20 protein-coding genes are annotated in these 18,737 nt (G+C 44.7%); 13 read left to right on the forward strand and 7 right to left on the reverse strand.

The annotated features are described in order from the left end of the window. Positions 1-89: 89 nt before the first annotated feature. Positions 90-1,325: an MFS transporter gene (locus OYT88_RS00185; RefSeq protein ID WP_274397316.1), complete on the reverse strand. Its 1,236-nt coding sequence runs from the start codon at positions 1,323-1,325 to the stop codon at positions 90-92. Between the two features lie 66 nt (positions 1,326-1,391). Further along, positions 1,392-2,606 carry a CoA transferase gene (locus tag OYT88_RS00190; protein WP_274397317.1) on the reverse strand — a complete coding sequence of 405 codons (1,215 nt, stop codon included), beginning with the start codon at positions 2,604-2,606 and terminating at the stop codon, positions 1,392-1,394. 1,107 nt (positions 2,607-3,713) lie between these two features. Between OYT88_RS00190 and rpoN the strand changes: the two genes are divergently transcribed. The 3 genes from rpoN (at position 3,714) to OYT88_RS00205 (ending at position 8,458) form a co-directional block, all read left to right on the forward strand. Then, complete coding sequence (gene rpoN / locus OYT88_RS00195; RefSeq protein ID WP_274397318.1) at positions 3,714-5,090, forward strand: RNA polymerase factor sigma-54; 1,377 nt, start codon at positions 3,714-3,716, stop codon at positions 5,088-5,090. Between the two features lie 220 nt (positions 5,091-5,310). Continuing rightward, positions 5,311-7,260: a sigma-54 interaction domain-containing protein gene (locus OYT88_RS00200; protein ID WP_274397319.1), complete on the forward strand. Its 1,950-nt coding sequence runs from the start codon at positions 5,311-5,313 to the stop codon at positions 7,258-7,260. 949 nt (positions 7,261-8,209) lie between these two features. Then, entirely contained in the window at positions 8,210-8,458 is a 249-nt protein-coding gene (locus OYT88_RS00205; RefSeq protein WP_274397320.1) for a hypothetical protein, read from the forward strand. Positions 8,459-9,419: 961 nt separating this feature from the next. Here the strand turns inward: OYT88_RS00205 and OYT88_RS00210 are convergent. Next, the gene (locus tag OYT88_RS00210; RefSeq protein ID WP_274397321.1) at positions 9,420-9,812 is read right to left on the reverse strand and encodes a VOC family protein; all 393 of its coding nucleotides are present in this window, start codon (positions 9,810-9,812) and stop codon (positions 9,420-9,422) included. A 735-nt stretch (positions 9,813-10,547) separates the two neighbouring features. Here OYT88_RS00210 and OYT88_RS00215 point away from each other — a divergent pair. Together OYT88_RS00215 and OYT88_RS00220 are read left to right on the forward strand one after the other, a co-directional pair. Next, a complete protein-coding gene (locus tag OYT88_RS00215) occupies positions 10,548-11,012 on the forward strand; it encodes a hypothetical protein (RefSeq protein WP_274397322.1) in 465 nt (154 codons plus the stop codon). A gap of 227 nt (positions 11,013-11,239) precedes the next feature. Then, positions 11,240-11,521 carry a hypothetical protein gene (locus OYT88_RS00220; protein ID WP_274397323.1) on the forward strand — a complete coding sequence of 94 codons (282 nt, stop codon included), beginning with the start codon at positions 11,240-11,242 and terminating at the stop codon, positions 11,519-11,521. A gap of 88 nt (positions 11,522-11,609) precedes the next feature. On the opposite strand, the gene OYT88_RS20860 is transcribed toward OYT88_RS00220, so the two are convergent. The 3 genes from OYT88_RS20860 to OYT88_RS00230 all read right to left on the reverse strand — a co-directional run bounded on the left by OYT88_RS20860 (position 11,610) and on the right by OYT88_RS00230 (position 12,300). Then, positions 11,610-11,783: a spore germination protein gene (locus OYT88_RS20860; RefSeq protein WP_443217485.1), complete on the reverse strand. Its 174-nt coding sequence runs from the start codon at positions 11,781-11,783 to the stop codon at positions 11,610-11,612. Further along, positions 11,783-11,986 (reverse strand): spore germination protein, encoded by a 204-nt coding sequence (locus OYT88_RS00225; protein WP_274397859.1) that lies wholly within the window; start codon positions 11,984-11,986, stop codon positions 11,783-11,785. The genes OYT88_RS20860 and OYT88_RS00225 overlap by 1 nt, the downstream gene beginning before the upstream one ends. Positions 11,987-12,078: 92 nt before the next feature. Then, a complete protein-coding gene (locus OYT88_RS00230; RefSeq protein ID WP_274397324.1) occupies positions 12,079-12,300 on the reverse strand; it encodes a spore germination protein in 222 nt (73 codons plus the stop codon). A gap of 358 nt (positions 12,301-12,658) precedes the next feature. Between OYT88_RS00230 and OYT88_RS00235 the strand changes: the two genes are divergently transcribed. From OYT88_RS00235 to OYT88_RS00270, 8 genes are all read left to right on the forward strand, one after another. Then, complete coding sequence (locus tag OYT88_RS00235; protein WP_274397325.1) at positions 12,659-12,943, forward strand: DUF4183 domain-containing protein; 285 nt, start codon at positions 12,659-12,661, stop codon at positions 12,941-12,943. Positions 12,944-13,171: 228 nt separating this feature from the next. Further along, positions 13,172-13,471, forward strand: a complete 300-nt coding sequence (locus tag OYT88_RS00240) for a hypothetical protein (RefSeq protein ID WP_274397326.1) — start codon at positions 13,172-13,174, stop codon at positions 13,469-13,471. Positions 13,472-13,490: 19 nt separating this feature from the next. Beyond that, entirely contained in the window at positions 13,491-13,664 is a 174-nt protein-coding gene (locus tag OYT88_RS00245; protein WP_274397327.1) for a hypothetical protein, read from the forward strand. A gap of 227 nt (positions 13,665-13,891) precedes the next feature. Further along, complete coding sequence (locus tag OYT88_RS00250; RefSeq protein ID WP_274397328.1) at positions 13,892-14,455, forward strand: IS91 family transposase; 564 nt, start codon at positions 13,892-13,894, stop codon at positions 14,453-14,455. 141 nt (positions 14,456-14,596) lie between these two features. Next, positions 14,597-14,758: a hypothetical protein gene (locus OYT88_RS00255; protein WP_274397329.1), complete on the forward strand. Its 162-nt coding sequence runs from the start codon at positions 14,597-14,599 to the stop codon at positions 14,756-14,758. Between the two features lie 387 nt (positions 14,759-15,145). Continuing rightward, entirely contained in the window at positions 15,146-15,268 is a 123-nt protein-coding gene (locus OYT88_RS00260; RefSeq protein WP_274397330.1) for a YjcZ family sporulation protein, read from the forward strand. Positions 15,269-15,428: 160 nt separating this feature from the next. Next, a complete protein-coding gene (locus tag OYT88_RS00265; RefSeq protein ID WP_274397331.1) occupies positions 15,429-15,812 on the forward strand; it encodes a YmaF family protein in 384 nt (127 codons plus the stop codon). Between the two features lie 566 nt (positions 15,813-16,378). Next, entirely contained in the window at positions 16,379-16,786 is a 408-nt protein-coding gene (locus OYT88_RS00270; protein ID WP_338000534.1) for a site-specific integrase, read from the forward strand. 41 nt (positions 16,787-16,827) lie between these two features. Here OYT88_RS00270 and mutL read toward each other — a convergent pair whose 3' ends face one another. Then, the gene (gene mutL / locus OYT88_RS00275; RefSeq protein WP_274397332.1) at positions 16,828-18,711 is read right to left on the reverse strand and encodes a DNA mismatch repair endonuclease MutL; all 1,884 of its coding nucleotides are present in this window, start codon (positions 18,709-18,711) and stop codon (positions 16,828-16,830) included. Positions 18,712-18,737 lie beyond the last annotated feature (26 nt).

Genomic DNA, 18,737 nt, shown 5'->3' on the forward strand with positions numbered 1-18,737 from the left:
ATTAATAAGTGCTTCAGTCGCTCAAATTGATTTTCAAGCAGGTTACGAACAGATCTGTTCTTCAATCTTTCAGCCTTTGCCATCATTTTTTAACTATTCCTCTGCAGCCTCTTTCCCATACCCATGATGATTGGGGCTAAAAAGGCTGCAACAATATAGCCAATAATGACAATGTAGAAACTGATGTTAAACGATTTTGTCGCATCGAAAATGCGGGCATAAAGCAGCGGCGCTGCAGCACTGAACAAAAAAATACCTGTTGTAACATAAGAATATATCTGGCTGTAATCTTTGGGACCAAAAGTGCCCTTGGTGATCATTGGGCATACTAGGCTGAGGCCTGAATAGCCAAATCCGAAGATAACCATACCAACATAAAACATGAGAACATTGCTGCCGGCGAAATAAGCCAGCGCCATGCCGATGGCCCCGCAAATGGCACTGAATAGACTCATGACGCGCGTACCTAAAGCATCGTTCAGCCAGCCAAGAATAAACTTGCCGATGATGCCGCCGACCATAATGATTGAGACAGCCATGGCACCGGCAGCGGCTCCTAACTTTCCAATCGCTGCAAAACTCGGTATTTGCTGGAAAAATGATGCGTTCAGGCAATAGATGCCTGCAAGAAGAATCAGCAAATAAAAAGCGGGCGTTTTAACTGCTTTTTTGACACTTAAGCCGCTGCTTTCTGAAGAGGCCGCCGCCTGGTCAGATGCCGTGCTATTTTCTTCGTAACCATAAGGTTTAAGTCCCATTTCGCTTGGCGATTTGCGGACAAAGAACCACGTCAGAGGTACAGCGATAATAAGGACAACGATACCTAATATTATTCTTGTCTCCCGCCAGCCAACGGAAGTGATCATCGCCTGACCGATCGGACTGGCAAAGGCAGCGAACAAGCTGAGAGCTGCACTGGCAATACCAAGAGCAAAGCCGGCTTTTTTAGAAAACCAGTTATTTATCAGCCAAGGTGTAGGGATATACATATAGAAAGCCGCAGTTATGCCGTAAATAACGCCGAACACATTCCACTGCCAGACGGCCTGCGCCCATCCTGTGGCGATATAGGCAAGTCCGAAGACAACTACGGACACCGTTAATAGCATTCTCGGACTGTATTTTTGCAGCATTTTTCCGACAACCGGCTGCATGACCGCTGCGACAAGCGGAAAGATCGTTAGATACATGGAGGCATCCGTCCGGCTCCAACCCAGTTCATTCATGACAGGCGTCAGAAAAATGCCGGCCGTATTGCAGAGCACTCCGATAACTAAAGCGTAAAATCCCAGACACGAAATTAAAATTTTCCATGCATAGTGCATTTGTTTGACCTCCCCATATTGTAGATGATTTCTCGGCAGATCCACTTTGCGAAAAATCAGGGCTTGTTACTCTGGCTTTTTCATAATGCCTTTCTCGTACAGCGCTTTGATCTCTTTATCCGTATAACCAAACTCATGCATCACATCCTCATTGTCGGTACCATACTTTGCGCCGCCGCGAAAAATTTGTCCTGGATTTTTTTTGAACTTCGGAATCATATTTACACCTTTAACCGTCCGATTCGTCATTTCATCATGCCATTCCGTGATTGTCTCCCTTGCCTGATAATGCGGATGCTCAAGCATCATCTGATAGGTCATAATCTTACTGCATGGCACTTTCAATTGACTCAAGATCCGGTCGACTTCATCAACTGTCCGCTCAGCGCAAAACGTTTCCAGCGCTTTAACAAACTTTTTTGCCCTTTGCGGGTGCTGCCTATCAATGGTTTGTATGATACCTTCAAAATCCGGATCATGTTCAAACCCAAGAAGATTGATCAGTTTTCGTACAGGAGCGGCACCCCCGACCGCTATGAATATCCAACCATCTTTACATCTTTCCGTCCCATTACAAGCACCGATCACGTCAAGGTTACCCATGCGCGGATACTGAATGCCTTTGTTCACGCCATCTGACAAATAGTTCCCTTGCAGGCGGGCCATTGCTTCATATTGCGCCACATCGATGCTTTCTCCGATGCCGGTTTCTCTGGCTCGGATCACGCCAGCCAGTGCTGACCATGCACCGAACAATCCGGTAATATAATCACCGGTGAATGGTTTCGTAACATACGGCGGATTGGGTTCCGGCATGCCGTTAATGCTCATAAAACCGCTGAATGCTTGGCCGATGCTGTCGAACGACGGGCGTGAGACATAATCGGGATCCCCAGTTTGTCCAAAACCGGAAATATGAACAATAACCAGCTTTGGATTGGCTTCCCATAAGACTTCATCCGTTAGCCCCCATTTCTTCCACGTTCCGCCCTTGTTGGATTCAACAAGCAAATCTGCCCATTTGATCATTCGCAACAGGACAGCTTTGCCTTCCGGAGTCGGAATGTTCAAAGAGCTCATCCGCTGGTTTCTTCGTTCCGTCGACCATGCATCGCCAAAATTACGAAACATATCTTGCGCACGGGTGCTCTCCAATTCAATGACATCAGCGCCTTGCTCCGCAAACAGTCCACACATAAATGGCCCGGCGACAACCGCCGCCGCGTTAATAACTTTAAGATTCCGCAATGTTCCGAAACTTGGAATCTCTTCTCTTCTCATCGTATTTCCCCCTTGCTTGTCCAAATCAACTGACAGCGAACTTATTCTGCAATGCTCAATGTGCACACATAGTTGATATACTGCAAATGCCGTGCCACCCTGCCCAGAGATTCTGTTTGCCTGTAAAAAACGTTGCTTATCTTGTATTCATCAATCAGAAACAGCCGTCTGGTATGGCAGGAATAACATTTTCTGAAACAAATAGAGTGCAGGAATCATTAATCATTTCATGAGCTCAATAATGGAACACATTGTTTTGTCTCCTTTGACAATGTGTTCCATTTGCCATCAATCCGCCATACTCTCCGGTCCGTAGGTTACGATGTCGTGAATTCAATTGATCGATATTGACAGCTCATTCACCATAAAATAATCTAAAGGTATTCGGACGTCTGAATATTTGTTATTTAAGCAGACTCTTAGTGAATGCCTTCACAATGCATCAGTAAACCTTCAGACATTAACACAACGTATGCCCGTAGTGATTTAATTCATGAAAAAATATCGTATACCCCGGATATCCCGGAAATTCCAAGCCCGTAATGTTCGGGAACATTGATATCATTAAACGGGGACAACATTTATTCGATAAGATCACCATAGTCGTATTTAACAATACAAAACATGTGCAGACAGTCACAGATCCACAGCAATGCGCAGTAAGACAGGGGGCAGCATAGTAGACGATTTCAGCGGATTTCCGGCCGATATTTAACCGAAAATAAAATAAATGTGATTCTGCATGGACTTACGTGCTATCACTGAAAATGAACTGCAGATCCCGTCGATTATTGAATCGTGGTGTTCTTCTGCTAAAACCCGCTTCATTATGATGGCAGAAATGGAGACGCATACATCAGTTCCAGCATTAATAGCAAAGACATTTCTACACCCGTTTCCGAAGTCGTTAATCAAACGCTGAAACAATAAAATGATTTGGCAAATCGGCTTTCTGCCGCCGAATTCAAGTGATTGGCACTGAATCATATCACTAGCAATTATTAATAATTTGCAAATAACGGCTTTTTTGTCAAAATACCACAAAACCATGGTAATTAAAATTATTTTTCTATCAGTTTTTCTAAATAGTAAGAAAGAGGGATTGTGTTGACTAATCAACTGCTTCTCACACCCAAAACGCAACAGAAAATCAGCCCAAGACTTATACAGGGATTGCAGGTTCTGGCGTTACCCATCGACGATTTAGGTGCGTTTGTCAATGAATGCATCTGCAATAATCCCTTGCTTGAAAATGATCGGACAAATGAAGAACCGGAAGAATTATTGTGTAAAATGTCGGCAGATCCAAACGAGGTATCAGATCGACTGTTCAGCAGCAGGCATACCGCGGACTTTGAAGAGAAAATCACCGACACCTTGAAATATGCCGGGGAGGTTCCTGAAACTGAAACACTTCGTGGTTTTCTGCATCTTCAACTGACATTATGCTGCTATTCAAAGATTCAGAAATTAATTGGAGAAGAGATTATTAATAACATCGATGATAATGGTTACTTTTGCGGGGAACTGTGTGAAATTGCTTATCAATACGGACAATCCCGCGATTCAGTGGAAACCATTTTGCGCCGGATACAATCCTTTTCTCCGGCAGGCATCGGTGCGGCCTCACTTGAAGAGTGTCTGCTCCATCAAGTCAGTCCGGATCTGCCGGACCGGGGACTCATTGAAGCCCTCATCAGTCGCGAACTTACTGATCTTGCTGCCGGAAAATACTCAAGGCTTTCCAATAAGTATGGAGTCAGCAAGCATCGGATACAAAATGCCGTCAATTGTATCCGTAAGCTTAACCCGCGTCCGGGTTTGAGATTTTGTCAAAACACGCTGATTAATTATACGATTCCAGATGTCGTTGTCAGACGAGGAGCCGGTCGTCATTTTGATGTTTCCGTAAATGACCGTTTTATTCAGAAATTATCTGTCAATGCTTACTATTCATGTCTTGCAGACAATCCGCGGACGAGCGGTATTGACCGGGAGTATATTATCAAACGGCAATATGAAGCAAAAACACTAATCGGTCAACTACGAATGCGTTATTTCACTTTGCAAAAAGTTGCTTTATGCATCGTCCATCACCAGATGCCTTTTTTTGAGCTGGGGCCTTCAAATATTAAACCGCTTACAATGAAGCAGGTTGCTAGTGAAATCGGTATCCATATCTCAACGGTCAGCCGAGCGGTCAGTCAAAAATATGTGGATACGCCATGGGGCGTTTATGCCTTGAAAGACTTCTTTCCGTCATCTCTCAAGCAACCGTCAAAACCAACAATCACAAGCAACCAGATCAAACTATTAATTCGTCAGATCATCGATCATGAAAATCCAAATGATCCTTTAAGCGATCATGAGATTATGTGCCAAATCATGGATCGCGATGTCATCGTATCCAGACGTACAGTTGCCAAATATCGAAAAATGATGGGCATTGAGGGGCAGAATATGCGCAGGCATTTTTCTGACTGATTCTGTTCAAAGTGAATTTTTCTCTTGGCTGTGCACCTGAACGAGGCCAGCGATTGCCGTTGGAGTTAGGTTTCAATTTAACTGTTTTATTTTTAGGCAGTGGTGAATGTTATTATTCAGTGGTTTGAAATTAAAAATCGCTAATTCTATCCTCCAACCATGAAGAACAAGTACATGATCCTGTGAAAATATATTCTCAGGAAGCGGAGGTTTGTTCATCATGACTTATGAATCAGACAATATTTTAACTGCCTGGAGAACATTTATCGGAAAAGGCAAGCTTCTCAAGGAAAATATCCGGCCGGAAGTCGCACGTTCATGGCTTCGCTGTCGTCAGCTGAACGTGGATCCATGGTCATCGGATTTCCCCTCATTCTCAGAAGAGCGATTGATACAAGTCAAAAAAGGACATACAGATTTGCTGGAGATGGCACATCCTGTGATCCTTTATTTATTGGCAATTTTCAAGTGCAATATCAGCATCTGTGATGAGAAAGGGTTTGTTTTTGAACTAAAAACACCATTGGACGCCTATCCACGGACATACGGTACACAAATTGAAGAAAAAACATGTGGAAATGGCAGTATCACCGTCACCCTTAATGAAAAGAAACCATTCCGTCTCGAAGGTTTTGAACATTACCGCACGGTTTCTCAAGATTATTCAGGGGTAAGCGCCCCTATCTTTACTCAGCATCAAATGACAGCAGTTCTGACGATGACAAATCCATTTTATTCACTTCCCGAGCACGCCCTTATCTGTTGTATTGAAGGAGCCAAGATCATCTCAAAGCTGCTGAATAATGTTCAGGAACGTCACTTACTGTCAACGGCGAATCTGTTTTCCGGCATCATTAACGCGCATCCCCAACCAATTCTGATTCTTGATAAAGTGGGCAACATTCTGACTGCAAACACGGCCGGGGAAAAAATCGTCTGGCACTATACAATTGAAAACTACGGCCGTGAAAATATTGCCCGCTACCTTGTCCATAAAGAAGATATACACTGGATACTAGATGACGAGGCAATGTCGCAACCCAGAATGATTTATTTTCGAAATCGTTCCAAAGTGACCGAATATCAAGTGGTGGAAAAGAGAACGATCTATTTACCTAATGGACTGGAACATCACCTTGTGTGCCTTGGGATCAATCAGCCGGACAATCTAAAAACCAATAAAAAGAAGATAATTCTGCGAGATAATAGTCCGATCATCGATTACGTCGGTGTTAGCAAACCATGGAAAAAAATAGATGCTGTCGTTCATAAGATTGCCAAATACAATACGAATGTGCTGCTGCTCGGCGAGACCGGCACCGGCAAGGAAGTGGTGGCGAGGGCCATTCATAGACTCAGCGGCCGAAGCGGCCCATTCGTTGCAATCAATTGCGGCGCCATTCCAAAAGAATTGTTCGCAAGTGAACTGTTCGGTTATGAAAGCGGTGCTTTTACCGGCGCCAAAACCGGCGGGGCAATCGGCAAATTCGAATATGCGGATCAAGGCACGCTTTTTCTCGATGAGATCGGAGAAATGCCGCTTGAAATTCAAGTCAGCTTTCTCCGGGTTATTCAGGAAAAAACACTCATGCGCATTGGATCCAATACGAACAGAACATGTGACGTTCGCTTAATCGCGGCGACTAACCAGAACCTCAGGGCAGCTGTCCAAACCGGGAAATTTCGTTCTGATCTCTTTTACCGTCTGAGCGTTGTGGAGCTGGAATTACCCCTCCTGAAAGAAAGGCGTTCCGATATTCCGCTCCTTACCGAATATTTTATCAATATGCTATCCAATCAGTTGCATATTTCATACCGGCCGATTTCCAATCAGGTAATTGACGCATTGGCCGGCTATTCCTGGCCGGGAAATGTAAGAGAGTTAAAAAACGTCGTCGAAAAGATGCTGATTTTCTCCGATGAAAAACCGATTACCATGGATTTATTACCGGAGTATATACGGAATGAAATCAGTACACCGAAGCACCTTCCTCCGATACGTTCAGAAGGTTTTCGCAGCGAAAGCGATCAGATTAGCGCGTTGCTCGAGCAATGTCAGGGCAACCTGTCACAAGCCGCCCGGCAGCTTGGCGTAGGGCGAAACACACTGTATCGAAAGATAAAAAAATATAATATTGAGATGCACACTTCCGTCGTTAAGAAGGATTAACTTTTCCTTCAAAATATAAATCGGACCGCCATAAAATAACAAATGTTTTTGATAATTGAAATAGCGCCATCTCGCTCATACAACCGTGAGCCACTCCATTTCCAGTTGGAGCATCGTCTTTACATGGAGAGGGAGGCATGATAAACTTGCCGCTGCTCGAAAAACCTTGGTGCGACGCTTTTCGAGAGCAGTCATGCCTCTAGAGGCTCCATGTCAAGACATCCCATAATTTCCAATTTACAAGTCAAGGATGGCTCACGATGATGTTATCAGAGTGGCTCAAAATCCAATTATCAAAAACAACAAATGCCGCCACAAAATCCGACGCTGCCGATAGAACTGCCAAGCCATAACAAAGAACCGGATGCTATAATGTACTGCCTCGTGCAGGGTCCTTCAGGAAAATCGCTGACATGGTTCACCTAACGAAGGAACCATCCGAATTTTCAGCTATCCTCCATAAACTGAATCTGCATAATAAGGCGCAGATTAGCAGATTGCCAAAAGATGAAAAAGAATAAACTTTGCTTAATATGCTTTTAGAGCTCTGTTGAGGTGAGGAATCAACGGAGCTTTTTCAGGTGCATCCCGGGACCCGCGAAGCAACGCCCGATCCAAAAGCCGAAAAAGAGGGTCTATATATTCTGGATAGATTCGTTTTCAACTTGTGATCCTTCATCCATTAAATATTAAGTCGTATGAATCTTCCAATGCCATTGACGCATGCAATTAAAATTCTTTATTTACATCACCCAAAAAGTTGCTTTATTGAGGATGTAGTAAGACCAATAGGGATGGAGCAAAAAGTCATGAAAATATGCAATGATGAACTTTTTTGTCATGCTGGCTCAGCCGGATTAGGGAGTGAGTCCGGTGCCATTGGGGCACAACGACCGATAAAACGGGTCCGTCGACCGATAGAGTTACTGTGACGACCGATAAACCAGGTATGTTGATCGATAAGATTGCCATGATGACCGATAAACGAGGTGCGTTAGCCGATAAAATTACTGCGACGACGAAAAACCTTCTTGAAACAGGTCCGTTTAACGTTTCGGTGCGAGTTTTCGGCGTTCAGGTGCGACTTTCCAGTGATTCGGTGCAAGTTAAGCCTGATTCGGTGCAACTTTCTCCTGTTTTGGTGCGAGTTCCAACCGATTTGGTGCGACCCCTCAGGTTCGATGCGGGTTCTGCCTGATTCGGTGCGACTTTCTCCTGTTTTGGTGCGAGTTCCAACCGATTTGGTGCGACCCCTCAGGTTCGGTGCAAGTTAAGTCTGATTCGGTGCGACTTTCTCCTGTTTTGGTGCAAGTTAAGCCCGATTCGGTGCGACTTTCTCCCGTTTTGGTGCGAGTTCCAATCGATTCGGTGCGACCCCTCAGGTTCGGTGCAGGTTCTGCCTGATTCGGTGCGACTTTCTCCCGTTTTGGTGCGACATTCCAGTGATTCGGTGCGACCGCTCAGGTTCGGTGCAAGTTAAGCCCGATTCGGTGCGACTTTCTCCCGTTTTGGTGCGACATTCCAGTGATTCGGTGCGACCGCTCAGGTTCGGTGCAAGTTAAGCCCGATTCGGTGCGACTTTCTCCTGTTTTGGTGCGACATTCCAGTGATCCGGTGCGACCCCTCAGGTTCGGTGCAAATTAAGCCCGATTCGGTGCGACTTTCTCCCGTTTTGGTGCGAGTTCCAATCGATTCGGTGCGACCGCTCAGGTTCGGTGCAAGTTAAGCCTGATTCGGTGCGACTTTCTCCCGTTTTGGTGCGAGTTCCAACCGATTTGGTGCGACCGCTCAGGTTCGGTGCAAGTTAAGCCTGATTCGGTGCGACTTTCTCCCGTTTTGGTGCGACATTCCAGTGATTCGGTGCGACCGCTCAGGTTCGGTGCAAGTTAAGCCTGATTCGGTGCGACTTTTTCCTGTTTTGGTGCGACATTCCAGTGATTCGGTGCGACCGCTCAGGTTCGGTGCAAGTTAAGCCCGATTCGGTGCGACTTTCTCCCGTTTTGGTGCGAGTTCCAATCGATTCGGTGCGACCGCTCAGGTTCGGTGCGACTGATAATTTTCTCAGCGTTCCGTCCCGCCTTTCTCCGGTTTGGTCTAGTTTTCTAATCCGATCAGATTGTTGTACGGAATTCGTCAGCTGCGAAATCTATCTATTAAATTTACTTGCTTTTAGTCAGATTAACTGCTTTTACTTGGGCAGGTTGATGTTCAACATATTCCGCAATAAGACCGTCAGGGTGCCTGACTGTTACATTTTTACCGGTTGGTACAATTCGCGGCTCCCTTATTATCGCAACATTGTTGTGTTCAAAATAGATGAGAAAATCGTCCAGCGAGTCAACCATGAAAGTCAATTTTGTCATACTGAATGGTTTCAGATCTTCAGATTTCCCGGCGACGAACAGAAAATCACCGATTGAAGCTAATTCCAGGTGCATTTCCGGATATTTAAATCGTAAGTCCGGATGCGTACCAAACAATTTTTCATAGTATGGCAAAACTTTATCCAGATCGTTAACATACATTCGAAAATATGTTTTTTTTATTTTCATCTCATAAATTCCCTTTCCACAGCTGCTGCGCAGAATCGTCAACTGCACAATCGTCTTTCTCTTACCATTCATTATAGAGCAGAAAAAACATTTCGAATCATGGTACGACTGTAGTATGAGTAAACAACTATTTTTTTACGCGGCAACTTAATTCAAAGGAAGAATGCCGGTTGTATCGTTCCGGTTAAACCTCCTTATTTATCACCCATCTTTTCATTGATTCAAACACAAAAAGTCCGGATCCCCGGGAACACTCACTACTCTATATATTTTTTCGTTGTTATTGAACTCTTCATCTTAAGAACGCATTTTGCACAGCTTTCAGCCTGTCTCGTTAAGATGAGGCCGTCCCCAAGGGAGGCGCCGATAAGATTCAAAAGTCGGTCTGTCCATTTCAAAAATAATTAAGGAGACTGTTCATCGTCGGAAAATCAACTTTTGAGACAGTCTCCGAAAAATCCCTTTACTGTATGCGTTTAAGCATCTTCTCCATTTCGTAGGTCGATTAATAGGAGCTTTTTAAGCAAAATCATACTTTTTAAAAAGCCTGATATATAGGCATTTTTAAGAATATCATTTCAGGATGTTTCAGTTCAATTCAAAAAGATGGGGGCAGAATTACTGACCGTTAATTATTAAATAGGGTGTAAATTGAGGAAAAAAATATAATTATTTATCCCGTCGCGAAGACGGGATTTTTTGTATAATTAAGAAAAAGATACCGAGGGGTTTAAAATGCCTGACATGAAGCCAAGATCTCTGGATACCATCAAAAAGTATATTTCTGATCACGACCTTCAACATGGTATTGTTGTAAGCGGTGGTGACGTTGGAGCTTTTGCTGAGCAATATATTTCGATTCATAACGATGGTTTTGACATCTTCACATTATACGATAAAGAAGTTAAAATAGCCGAGCCATATTCCTGGTCAGATTTTAACCGAGCAGAGATCGATAGATTAGCACTGAGTGCCCGGATTAAACTGAATGGGGCTAAATCGGTGTATATTAGGGTACCCGAAATCAAAGAAGTACTCCTCCATCTTGAATCACATGAAATTAAAACAGAATATATTCAGCGCAAATGGTACCGTAAAATTCTTGGCTTTCGGTCGGGAAAGAGATGGAAAATGATTACGGCCGGCATCGGGTATCTGTTGATTATTTTGCTGATCATGGGGTTCTTTATTCCAAATTGAGATCAGCCGTCAGTACAGAATGATAAATCGAAAGCGGCTTCAACTTTACCGCAAAACAGACAGCAAAAAGTCAATCAACTGAAGATAAAATAAGAGCAGCGATCCAGGGTAACGATGCGTTTAATAAAACTTTTAACGGTAAAAATTCAATCATCAGCTTTAATTTCAACAAAGACAACGGCTTTGTTTTCGCTTAAGTTTACGGTCAAGCAGATCTTTCGACAAACATGATTAAAAAGGGTATGTGGAAAGATGCGGTAAACGTATTGAAACATGTTAGAGGAATCAAAGAAGTTAAAGAAATAGCACTTAATGTTACTTTTCCCACGCAGGACAAATACGGCAAAAAGTCAGACATGACTGTTATGAAAACAGATTTCAAACGGCAAACGATCGATAAGATTAATTTTGAAAATTTCTTGACTGATAACATTCCTAACGTCGTCGACAGCTATTTTGTACTGCCGATTCAATTCGGCTACTATTTTCTACGCGGACCGGGTTTCTGAAGATCATCCCGGCGAGTGGATCGAGTCCACGTGGTGGACTGCGGCCTCCTTTCATCATCCAGGCCGGGAGTCTAAAGATCAATTCATTTCAGAAAACCGGCGCAAAAGGAACCATAAAAGGGGTCCCAAAACTTCTTAATGAGCACACATGGGCTAGAATGCACATTAATCCGGTCACCATTCCGAATAGCCCGAAGGATCCGCCCAAAAGGATCAGGAAATATCTGAAAACAACGATCGCATGATATATGGCCGGAAGCATTAGGCCGGCGAGTCCCGACAAGGACGCGATAATCCCGTCGGGACACTGATGATACCGTCATTCACTGCCGCGTCTCCCATGACCAGCGTGTCCACAATCGTCACCGCTGTTCCGGTCGCCCGGGGCATCCGGATGCCCGATTCTCTGATCAGCAGAAAAATCGTTTCACTCATCAGCACTTCAAGCAACACCGGAAAAGGGATGCCATCTCAGGCAACGGTCAGCTTAATCAGAAGGATGGTCGGAGTCATTTCCTGATGGAGAGTAGTAACAGCAATGTAAAAAGCCGGCAGCGTTAACATACGATAAGCCGGATAAGGCGCGTCAGATTGGCGTTGAATATCCGCAAGTAATAGTCGTCGGGAACCTGAAAGGCCTCAATCAACATATACGGAACGGTGAGTACCAGGTGTATCAGGATCGCAATCCTGCCTTCAAGCAGCCTGGCAGCGACCTTGTCCGGCCGTTCACCGTTTTCGACGGTCGCAAAAGGAGAAAAAGAGCTGTCTTCAATCAACTGCTGACACACTAAAGAATATTTTAATCACCTATAATGCGCATACTGTAATTGTTTCAGACCCATCTCAACATTCTTTTAGCCGCCCCCTGCTCTAAGGCATGGGGTTTTCTATTTCCTATATAAAAATGACTAAAAGCCGAGATGAAAAAAATTCATCCCGGCTTCTAACGGTTTTTATGCAAAATAGTCAAACAGCACCAATAGTCATAGTCATATAAACAAATATATTAGTACGCGATAGACTCAATTTCTTGAATTATCTCAAAATGAACATTTATATTACTCATCTAGCTCATGCAGTCATTGAAATATAGCATATGATATATTAAATCCAACAAAGAAAGGAGCGATCCATTTGGCCATTGTCCAATCCTTTATCGCAAGTAGAAAATTCGTCTCAACGTTAAGTTCGGGGACGGGGACAGGCGCTGCTTTCGCTATTGCAGCAACTTCATTTACAAATGACACAGGTGCAACTATCACTGCATTTCCAAGTGCTTTTGCATACTACAATCTTTACATCAATGGAGTCCTGCAAACTGCAAGTACTTCGACTCTTTCCACCGCCTCGATTACGATTCCTGACGGAGATGCACTTGACGGCGCTACGCCCGTTCTGGTCGAATTAATTGTCACTTGATTTGATAAATTTTTTGAGCAAAAAGTTATTAATTGCCGGTCAAATGACCGGCTCTTTTTTATGTAAAATTACTGGATATCTTTCTTATTTTTTTCTTAAATCACGCTAACGTCATTTTTTGACATGCTTCTTTTTACTTTTTAATCATAATCACTTAAGAACTATGCCGTTTCTCTTACATGATTCAGTACATAATTTATTAATAGAAAAGTAAAGGGAGGTTAATTTATGGCAAATCAATCAGGTCCCGGAACAGGTCCATGCACCGGACCAGGTACAGGCCCAGGAACAGGTCCAGGAACAGGCCCCGGACCATGCATGTCATCAAGCGGATCAGGAATATCCTTTCCTCTGATTGCGCAAAGATTGGCTCCACTAATCGGTCAACAGGTCACCACATATTCAGGTAATTTGTTTTCAACTGCTACTTTAACAGAAGTAACGAATGAATACGCCGTCCTAACAGACATAAATAATGTCAAAGATCTCTTTCCACTGAATACCGTTAGTGCCGTCGAATGGACTTAAAAGGAAAGGTGGATTTAATTTGGCTATAAAATATATCCGAGAATCAGATATTACCAAATTGCCACAGACATTAGCTGCTTTAGAAAAAAATGCGGGTAAAGCCATCTCTGCAACTGCATTAAAAAATCAGAAAAGAAATGATACACTCAAATCTAGAATAGTCAATTTTTTCAAAAACAAAAAAGCAAGGTAATATAAATATAGTGTATGTCACGATGAAACAAATTGTTTCTTCACTTAAATAAAAAGTATGTATGCCCGCAAAGCGGGTTTTTTTATTTGTTTAAGAAATTATAAAAATATCGACCTGTGGATAACTGTCCGTTAAACTGGCAATAGAATATTCAGGAAGGGTCCGAATCATGGGGAAACAGAAAGCGGTGTGGTGAAGCAGATTCTTAGAGAACATTTCGATGGATTTTGGAAACTCCACTCGGATCGGCTCCCGAGGCTTATCGTGGGGATATCAGGGAAACGGTTCAGAAGGCGATCAAATGTGGGACGCGTGATCTGGGCTATGCCAAGTATGAATGCTTAGGCTGTGAAGGAGATCCTGTTCCTGTCTTCGTCTGCTTAATCTGTAAGAGCTGTTTTTGTCATAAGTGCGGAAAGAAGTATACGGATGACTGGTCGGATAAGCAACAGGACATGATCTTTGATGTTCCCCGCCGTCATCTGGTTTTCACCGTCCCAAAGGACCTGCGAAATGTTTTCTATTATGATCGATCAAAACTCAATGAGTTAAGTCGGAAAGTCGCCGAAGTCTTTAAATTTTATGATCATCGAAAAGATAAGAAGCGGCAGTTGCAGGTGGGGGTGATCACTGTCATCCATACTTTCGGCAGAGATCTGAAATTCAATCCGCATGTCCATACACTGGTGACTGAGGAGACCCTCGATAACCGTCATGAGTGGCGGCCGAGTGATTATATTTCATACGATTACCTTTTGAACAGAAAAGAAAAACCTGCCGTCAGCAAATGAGAGAGGCATTTGACCGAGATCCCTTTCTGTGTCTCTGCTGTCAACAAGAGATGGAACTGACCGAGATCCGGCATGTCCGCTATGGGTATCTGTATCATTATCTGGAAGATGTGGACTGGATTCAAAGATAGAGGAAAGACAGTGAACGAAAAAAAAAGGCAAAGTAAAAAGAATCCGGATTTGAGTTGGCTGGAAGAAAATCCACTGAGATTAGATGAAGAGATCAAGACGATAAGCTTCAGATGCCTGAATTGTGGGAAAGAGGATGAAGCGCCCGATTTTGTGGCCGATGAATTTGGCTAGGGTCTAGGCAAAGGTAAGGCAAGTTTGGTAATCATCGTCCCTCAACTATTGAGGGACTTTTTATTGCGTTGTTATGAGGACTGCGAATTAATGAACCGCTTTGCAAACCTTAGTTGCTGCTCTACATATCACCTCGTCAAAAAAGCGATTTCTGATATCCGTGCAGCCACTGGGTTGATCTAAAACGTTTCTTTCCATATTGCCCCGCCCCCCCTTCGCGTGCCTTATCCAATCACTCAGCATCTCGTTGTTCAAGGGATTTCTCTTTATCAGAGTTGATTCATTCCTGCCATCGACAAAACAGAACTATTTCATTCATCCATTTATCCACTCGTGATCGCCTGTCCGCTCATACAGTGTATTTTCAAATGACAAGGAGGGGCTCTCTTGGAATATGATGATGGATCTAGTTGCGACTACAGTGGCAGCGGAGAGGGCAGCAGTATGTTTGCTCTGATTGTTGTACTGTTCATTCTGTTAATTATTGTCGGCACTGCCTTCGTTTATTAAAAACAACTGCCGTATCCGTCGGCACCCAGCAGACATCCTTCTTCAAAGGGCATCCGGTAGGGTGCCCTATTATCATTAAGTTAAATTCCCGTTCTAGATCAAACTCTCAAGAATATGAATTACTGTTTCAAAATTCTTGTTTTAAAAAGGAGCCTAATAAATGGAAATCCCTGTTTCTGGTTTCATGTACCTTTCTGATGATTCGAATCCATTACACTCCCACCAACTTTTTATAACAGGTTGGGACGGCAGGCCAGTTCATGTTCACGAGTTTCGCGGGGTCACCTCTTTTGATGTAGGGCACGCTCACAAATATGCCGGAACGACCGAACCCGCTCCCAGCGGTGTCCCGCATACGCACAGATACTTTACATTTACTTCTGTTGACGATGGCCACCGTCATGAAATAAGAGGCGTCACAGGTCCAGCCATTCCCCTCCAAAGCGGAGGCCATTATCACGAGTTCAAAGGTACGACTACAATAAACGGTGCGACTCCTCATACACATAAATACTCAGGCAAAACAAGTCCGGAAGTTCAATAAAAATAGCTTACAGCGAATTCATTTCTTCTGTTTCATTCCGTTAATTCTTTATTATCCAACCCCATACAGGCATCCCATAAAGGGCACACCACCCGGTGTCCTATTAGCTAACGAATCACCTTCAGACTGCCGCGTGTTTTCTGTCAGGATTACAAAACTTACCATACTCTTTGACGAACCAGATCTTCAACAAATGCGTCATCCTTTTATGCACTCGACGCATCAATAAACTGCAAAAGAAGTACAAAAAAAAAACCGTACAATCTATGCATTCAATCGTCTGTACGGCATTTAATAAAGCTGCAGAACTGGAACTTATTCCGAAGAACAAGTTTCATAACATCTCCATCGTAAACGATGACGAAGTGAAGCTCAACCGCTTAACACGGGATGAAGTCTCAGTCTTTATGGAAGCCGCCCGGCAGTCGTCTTTTCATCCTTTCGTGATTGCCTCTCTCCTCCTACGGACGGGATGCGAAAAGGAGAAATGCTCGCTCTGATCTGGGCTGACGCTGACTTGGTTCACAATCAGAATCACCAAATCCCGTGATCACACAGGTGAACATTTGCCGAAAACAAAATCAAGTATTCGAACGATTGCCATCGATGATATGCTGGTTGCTGTTCTAAAAATGTATAAAACATGGCAAAAGGCAAATAAGCTGAGTCACAAAAAATATTTGGATTCAAAGTACATGATCACCCTGCCCAACGGATCAGAGATGAGCGAATACGGCGTGAACAAAGTCATCGATACGCTCCTAGCCAAAACGGATTTGGATAAGCACATCACTCCGCACGGACTCCGGCATACGCATGCAATTATGCTGCTCGAAAGCGGCGTCGATATTCAGTCCGTCAGCAAACGGCTAGGCCACAGCAACGTCGAATTTACAGCTAATGTCTATATCCATTTCACTCAGAATCTGGAGAACAAGTTGATCGATCACTTAGAATCTTATCTGACTTACTAAAAAAGTGGGGGCAAATCGCATTTTCCCCTCGAAAAATCCCTTTACTGTATGCGTTTAAACATCTTTTCCATTTCGTAGGTCGTGAAGTGAACGAGAACCGGACGTCCGTGAGGACAGGTGAACGGATCATGCGCTCTGCTAAGCGAATCGAGCAGCGCCTCGATCTCATCCGGGCGCAGGTAGTGATTGGCTTTTATCGAACGTTTGCACGACATCGTCATCGCCAGCTTTTCGCGCAGCTTCTTGATGGATATTTTTCCGCTCTCTTTGAGCTGCTGAACAATATCCCCGATCATCTCCGGTTCGCGCCCTTTCGGCATCCAGGTCGGATGAGAACGGATAATCAATGTCCGGTCGCCGAACGATTCAAAGTGGAGGCCGATCTGATCCAGATAATCCCGGTATTCCTGAACGGTTTCATATTCTGCGGCAGTGAATTCAAAAGTCATCGGCACGAGCAGTTCCTGGACCTCGCGGGTGTTTTCTCCGACCTTCTCGCGGTAATACTCGTATTTGATTCTTTCCTGGGCAGCGTGCTGGTCGATAATATACAGCCCGTCTTCATTTTGGGCAAAAATGTAGGTGCCGTGCATCTGGCCGATCGGATAGAGTTTCGGCATCCGCCGCTGCGGTTCCCGGCCGGCCGGCAGCGCATCCGGCGATGGCGGCAAAATCTCGTCATTATCCGTCGTTTCAGAAGCCGCGGCTGTTTCGCCCGGCACCGTCGTTTTTTCAACGCTGAACGCGCTTTGATCCAGTTCGCGAACCTGCTCCGGCTCGGCAAAAGAAGGCGGAAAATCCCCTATTTCTTCCGGGGATGTCTTCCCTTCTGCCGAAAAATCCGGACCGGTCACAACACCCGGCGAAAAATTCATCGCCTGCTGCGCGGATTGAGGACGATCTTCGGGATTTTTTCTTGTGCTGACCGAAGGAATCAGACGTTCCCTGTGAAAAGCCGAACGGATGATACTTGTAACCAGGGCGCAAAGATCCCTTTCTTTGCTGATACGCGCCTCAAGTTTTGCCGGGTGAACGTTGACGTCAATCAGAGAAGGATCCATTTTAATATGGATCACGCATATCGGATAACGGCCGATCATTGTTAAGGTATGGTAGCCTTCCATGATCGCGCCGAAAATCGGATAGTTTCTGATATAGCGATTGTTGACGAATATATAGACATACTGACGGCCGGCGCGGGAAATCTGCGGATGGACGGCCAGCCCCTCGACATGAAAATCAAGCGAGTCGCCGGAAAAAGGAATCGCGGCTTTTGCCGTGCGGATGCCGTAAATGGCACTCAGCACATGGCTGAGCTCGCCGCTGCCGTTCGTTTGAAAAACCGTTTTGCCTTCATGAACCAGGCTGAAGCGGATACTCGGATAGGACAGTGCCATCCGATTGACAACATCGGTGATCCGGCCCAGTTCCGTGTGGATACTTTTCAGGTACTTCAGCCGTGCGGGCGTATTGTAAAAGAGCCGGCTGACCTTGATCTCGGTTCCCTTTCTGCTCTCGGCAATTCCGGACTGGATGAGATGTCCTCCCTGCAGTAAAAGATGCGTTCCGGGGTTTTCACCGTCCGACGTTTTCAGTTCCAGATAGGAAACAGCCGCGATGCTGGGCAGCGCCTCGCCGCGGAAACCGAGCGTATGGATATGAAAGAGATCCGAGTCATTGTGAATTTTACTTGTCGCGTGCCGTTCGAAGGCAATCAGGCAGTCTTCGGAAGCGAACCCCCGACCGTTATCGGTGACCTTTATCGTTTTCAGGCCGCCCTCTTCCACCTCGATCTTTACAGAGCCCGCCTCCGCGTCGATCGCGTTCTCGACCAGTTCCTTGACAACCGAAGCCGGCCGCTCGACGACCTCGCCGGCCGCGATTTTATTGGCCAGCGACTCACTGAGCCGTTTAATGACGCCCATTCTTCATCCCTTCCTTTTTCTTATCG

It is taken from the genome of Sporolactobacillus sp. CQH2019 (assembly GCF_028765345.1).
Taxonomy (GTDB): domain Bacteria; phylum Bacillota; class Bacilli; order Bacillales; family Sporolactobacillaceae; genus Sporolactobacillus.

Bases quoted from the DNA above. Each gene is read 5' to 3' on its own strand.
- OYT88_RS00185 (WP_274397316.1), bottom strand. From the start codon at position 1,325: ATGCACTATGCATGGAAAATTTTAATTTCGTGTCTGGGATTTTACGCT.
- OYT88_RS00190 (WP_274397317.1), bottom strand. From the start codon at position 2,606: ATGAGAAGAGAAGAGATTCCAAGTTTCGGAACATTGCGGAATCTTAAA.
- OYT88_RS00200 (WP_274397319.1), top strand. From the start codon at position 5,311: ATGACTTATGAATCAGACAATATTTTAACTGCCTGGAGAACATTTATC.
- OYT88_RS00205 (WP_274397320.1), top strand. From the start codon at position 8,210: ATGTTGATCGATAAGATTGCCATGATGACCGATAAACGAGGTGCGTTA.
- OYT88_RS00210 (WP_274397321.1), bottom strand. From the start codon at position 9,812: ATGAAAATAAAAAAAACATATTTTCGAATGTATGTTAACGATCTGGAT.
- OYT88_RS00215 (WP_274397322.1), top strand. From the start codon at position 10,548: ATGCCTGACATGAAGCCAAGATCTCTGGATACCATCAAAAAGTATATT.
- OYT88_RS00220 (WP_274397323.1), top strand. From the start codon at position 11,240: ATGATTAAAAAGGGTATGTGGAAAGATGCGGTAAACGTATTGAAACAT.
- OYT88_RS20860 (WP_443217485.1), bottom strand. From the start codon at position 11,783: ATGCTTCCGGCCATATATCATGCGATCGTTGTTTTCAGATATTTCCTG.
- OYT88_RS00240 (WP_274397326.1), top strand. From the start codon at position 13,172: ATGGCAAATCAATCAGGTCCCGGAACAGGTCCATGCACCGGACCAGGT.
- OYT88_RS00265 (WP_274397331.1), top strand. From the start codon at position 15,429: ATGGAAATCCCTGTTTCTGGTTTCATGTACCTTTCTGATGATTCGAAT.
- mutL (WP_274397332.1), bottom strand. From the start codon at position 18,711: ATGGGCGTCATTAAACGGCTCAGTGAGTCGCTGGCCAATAAAATCGCG.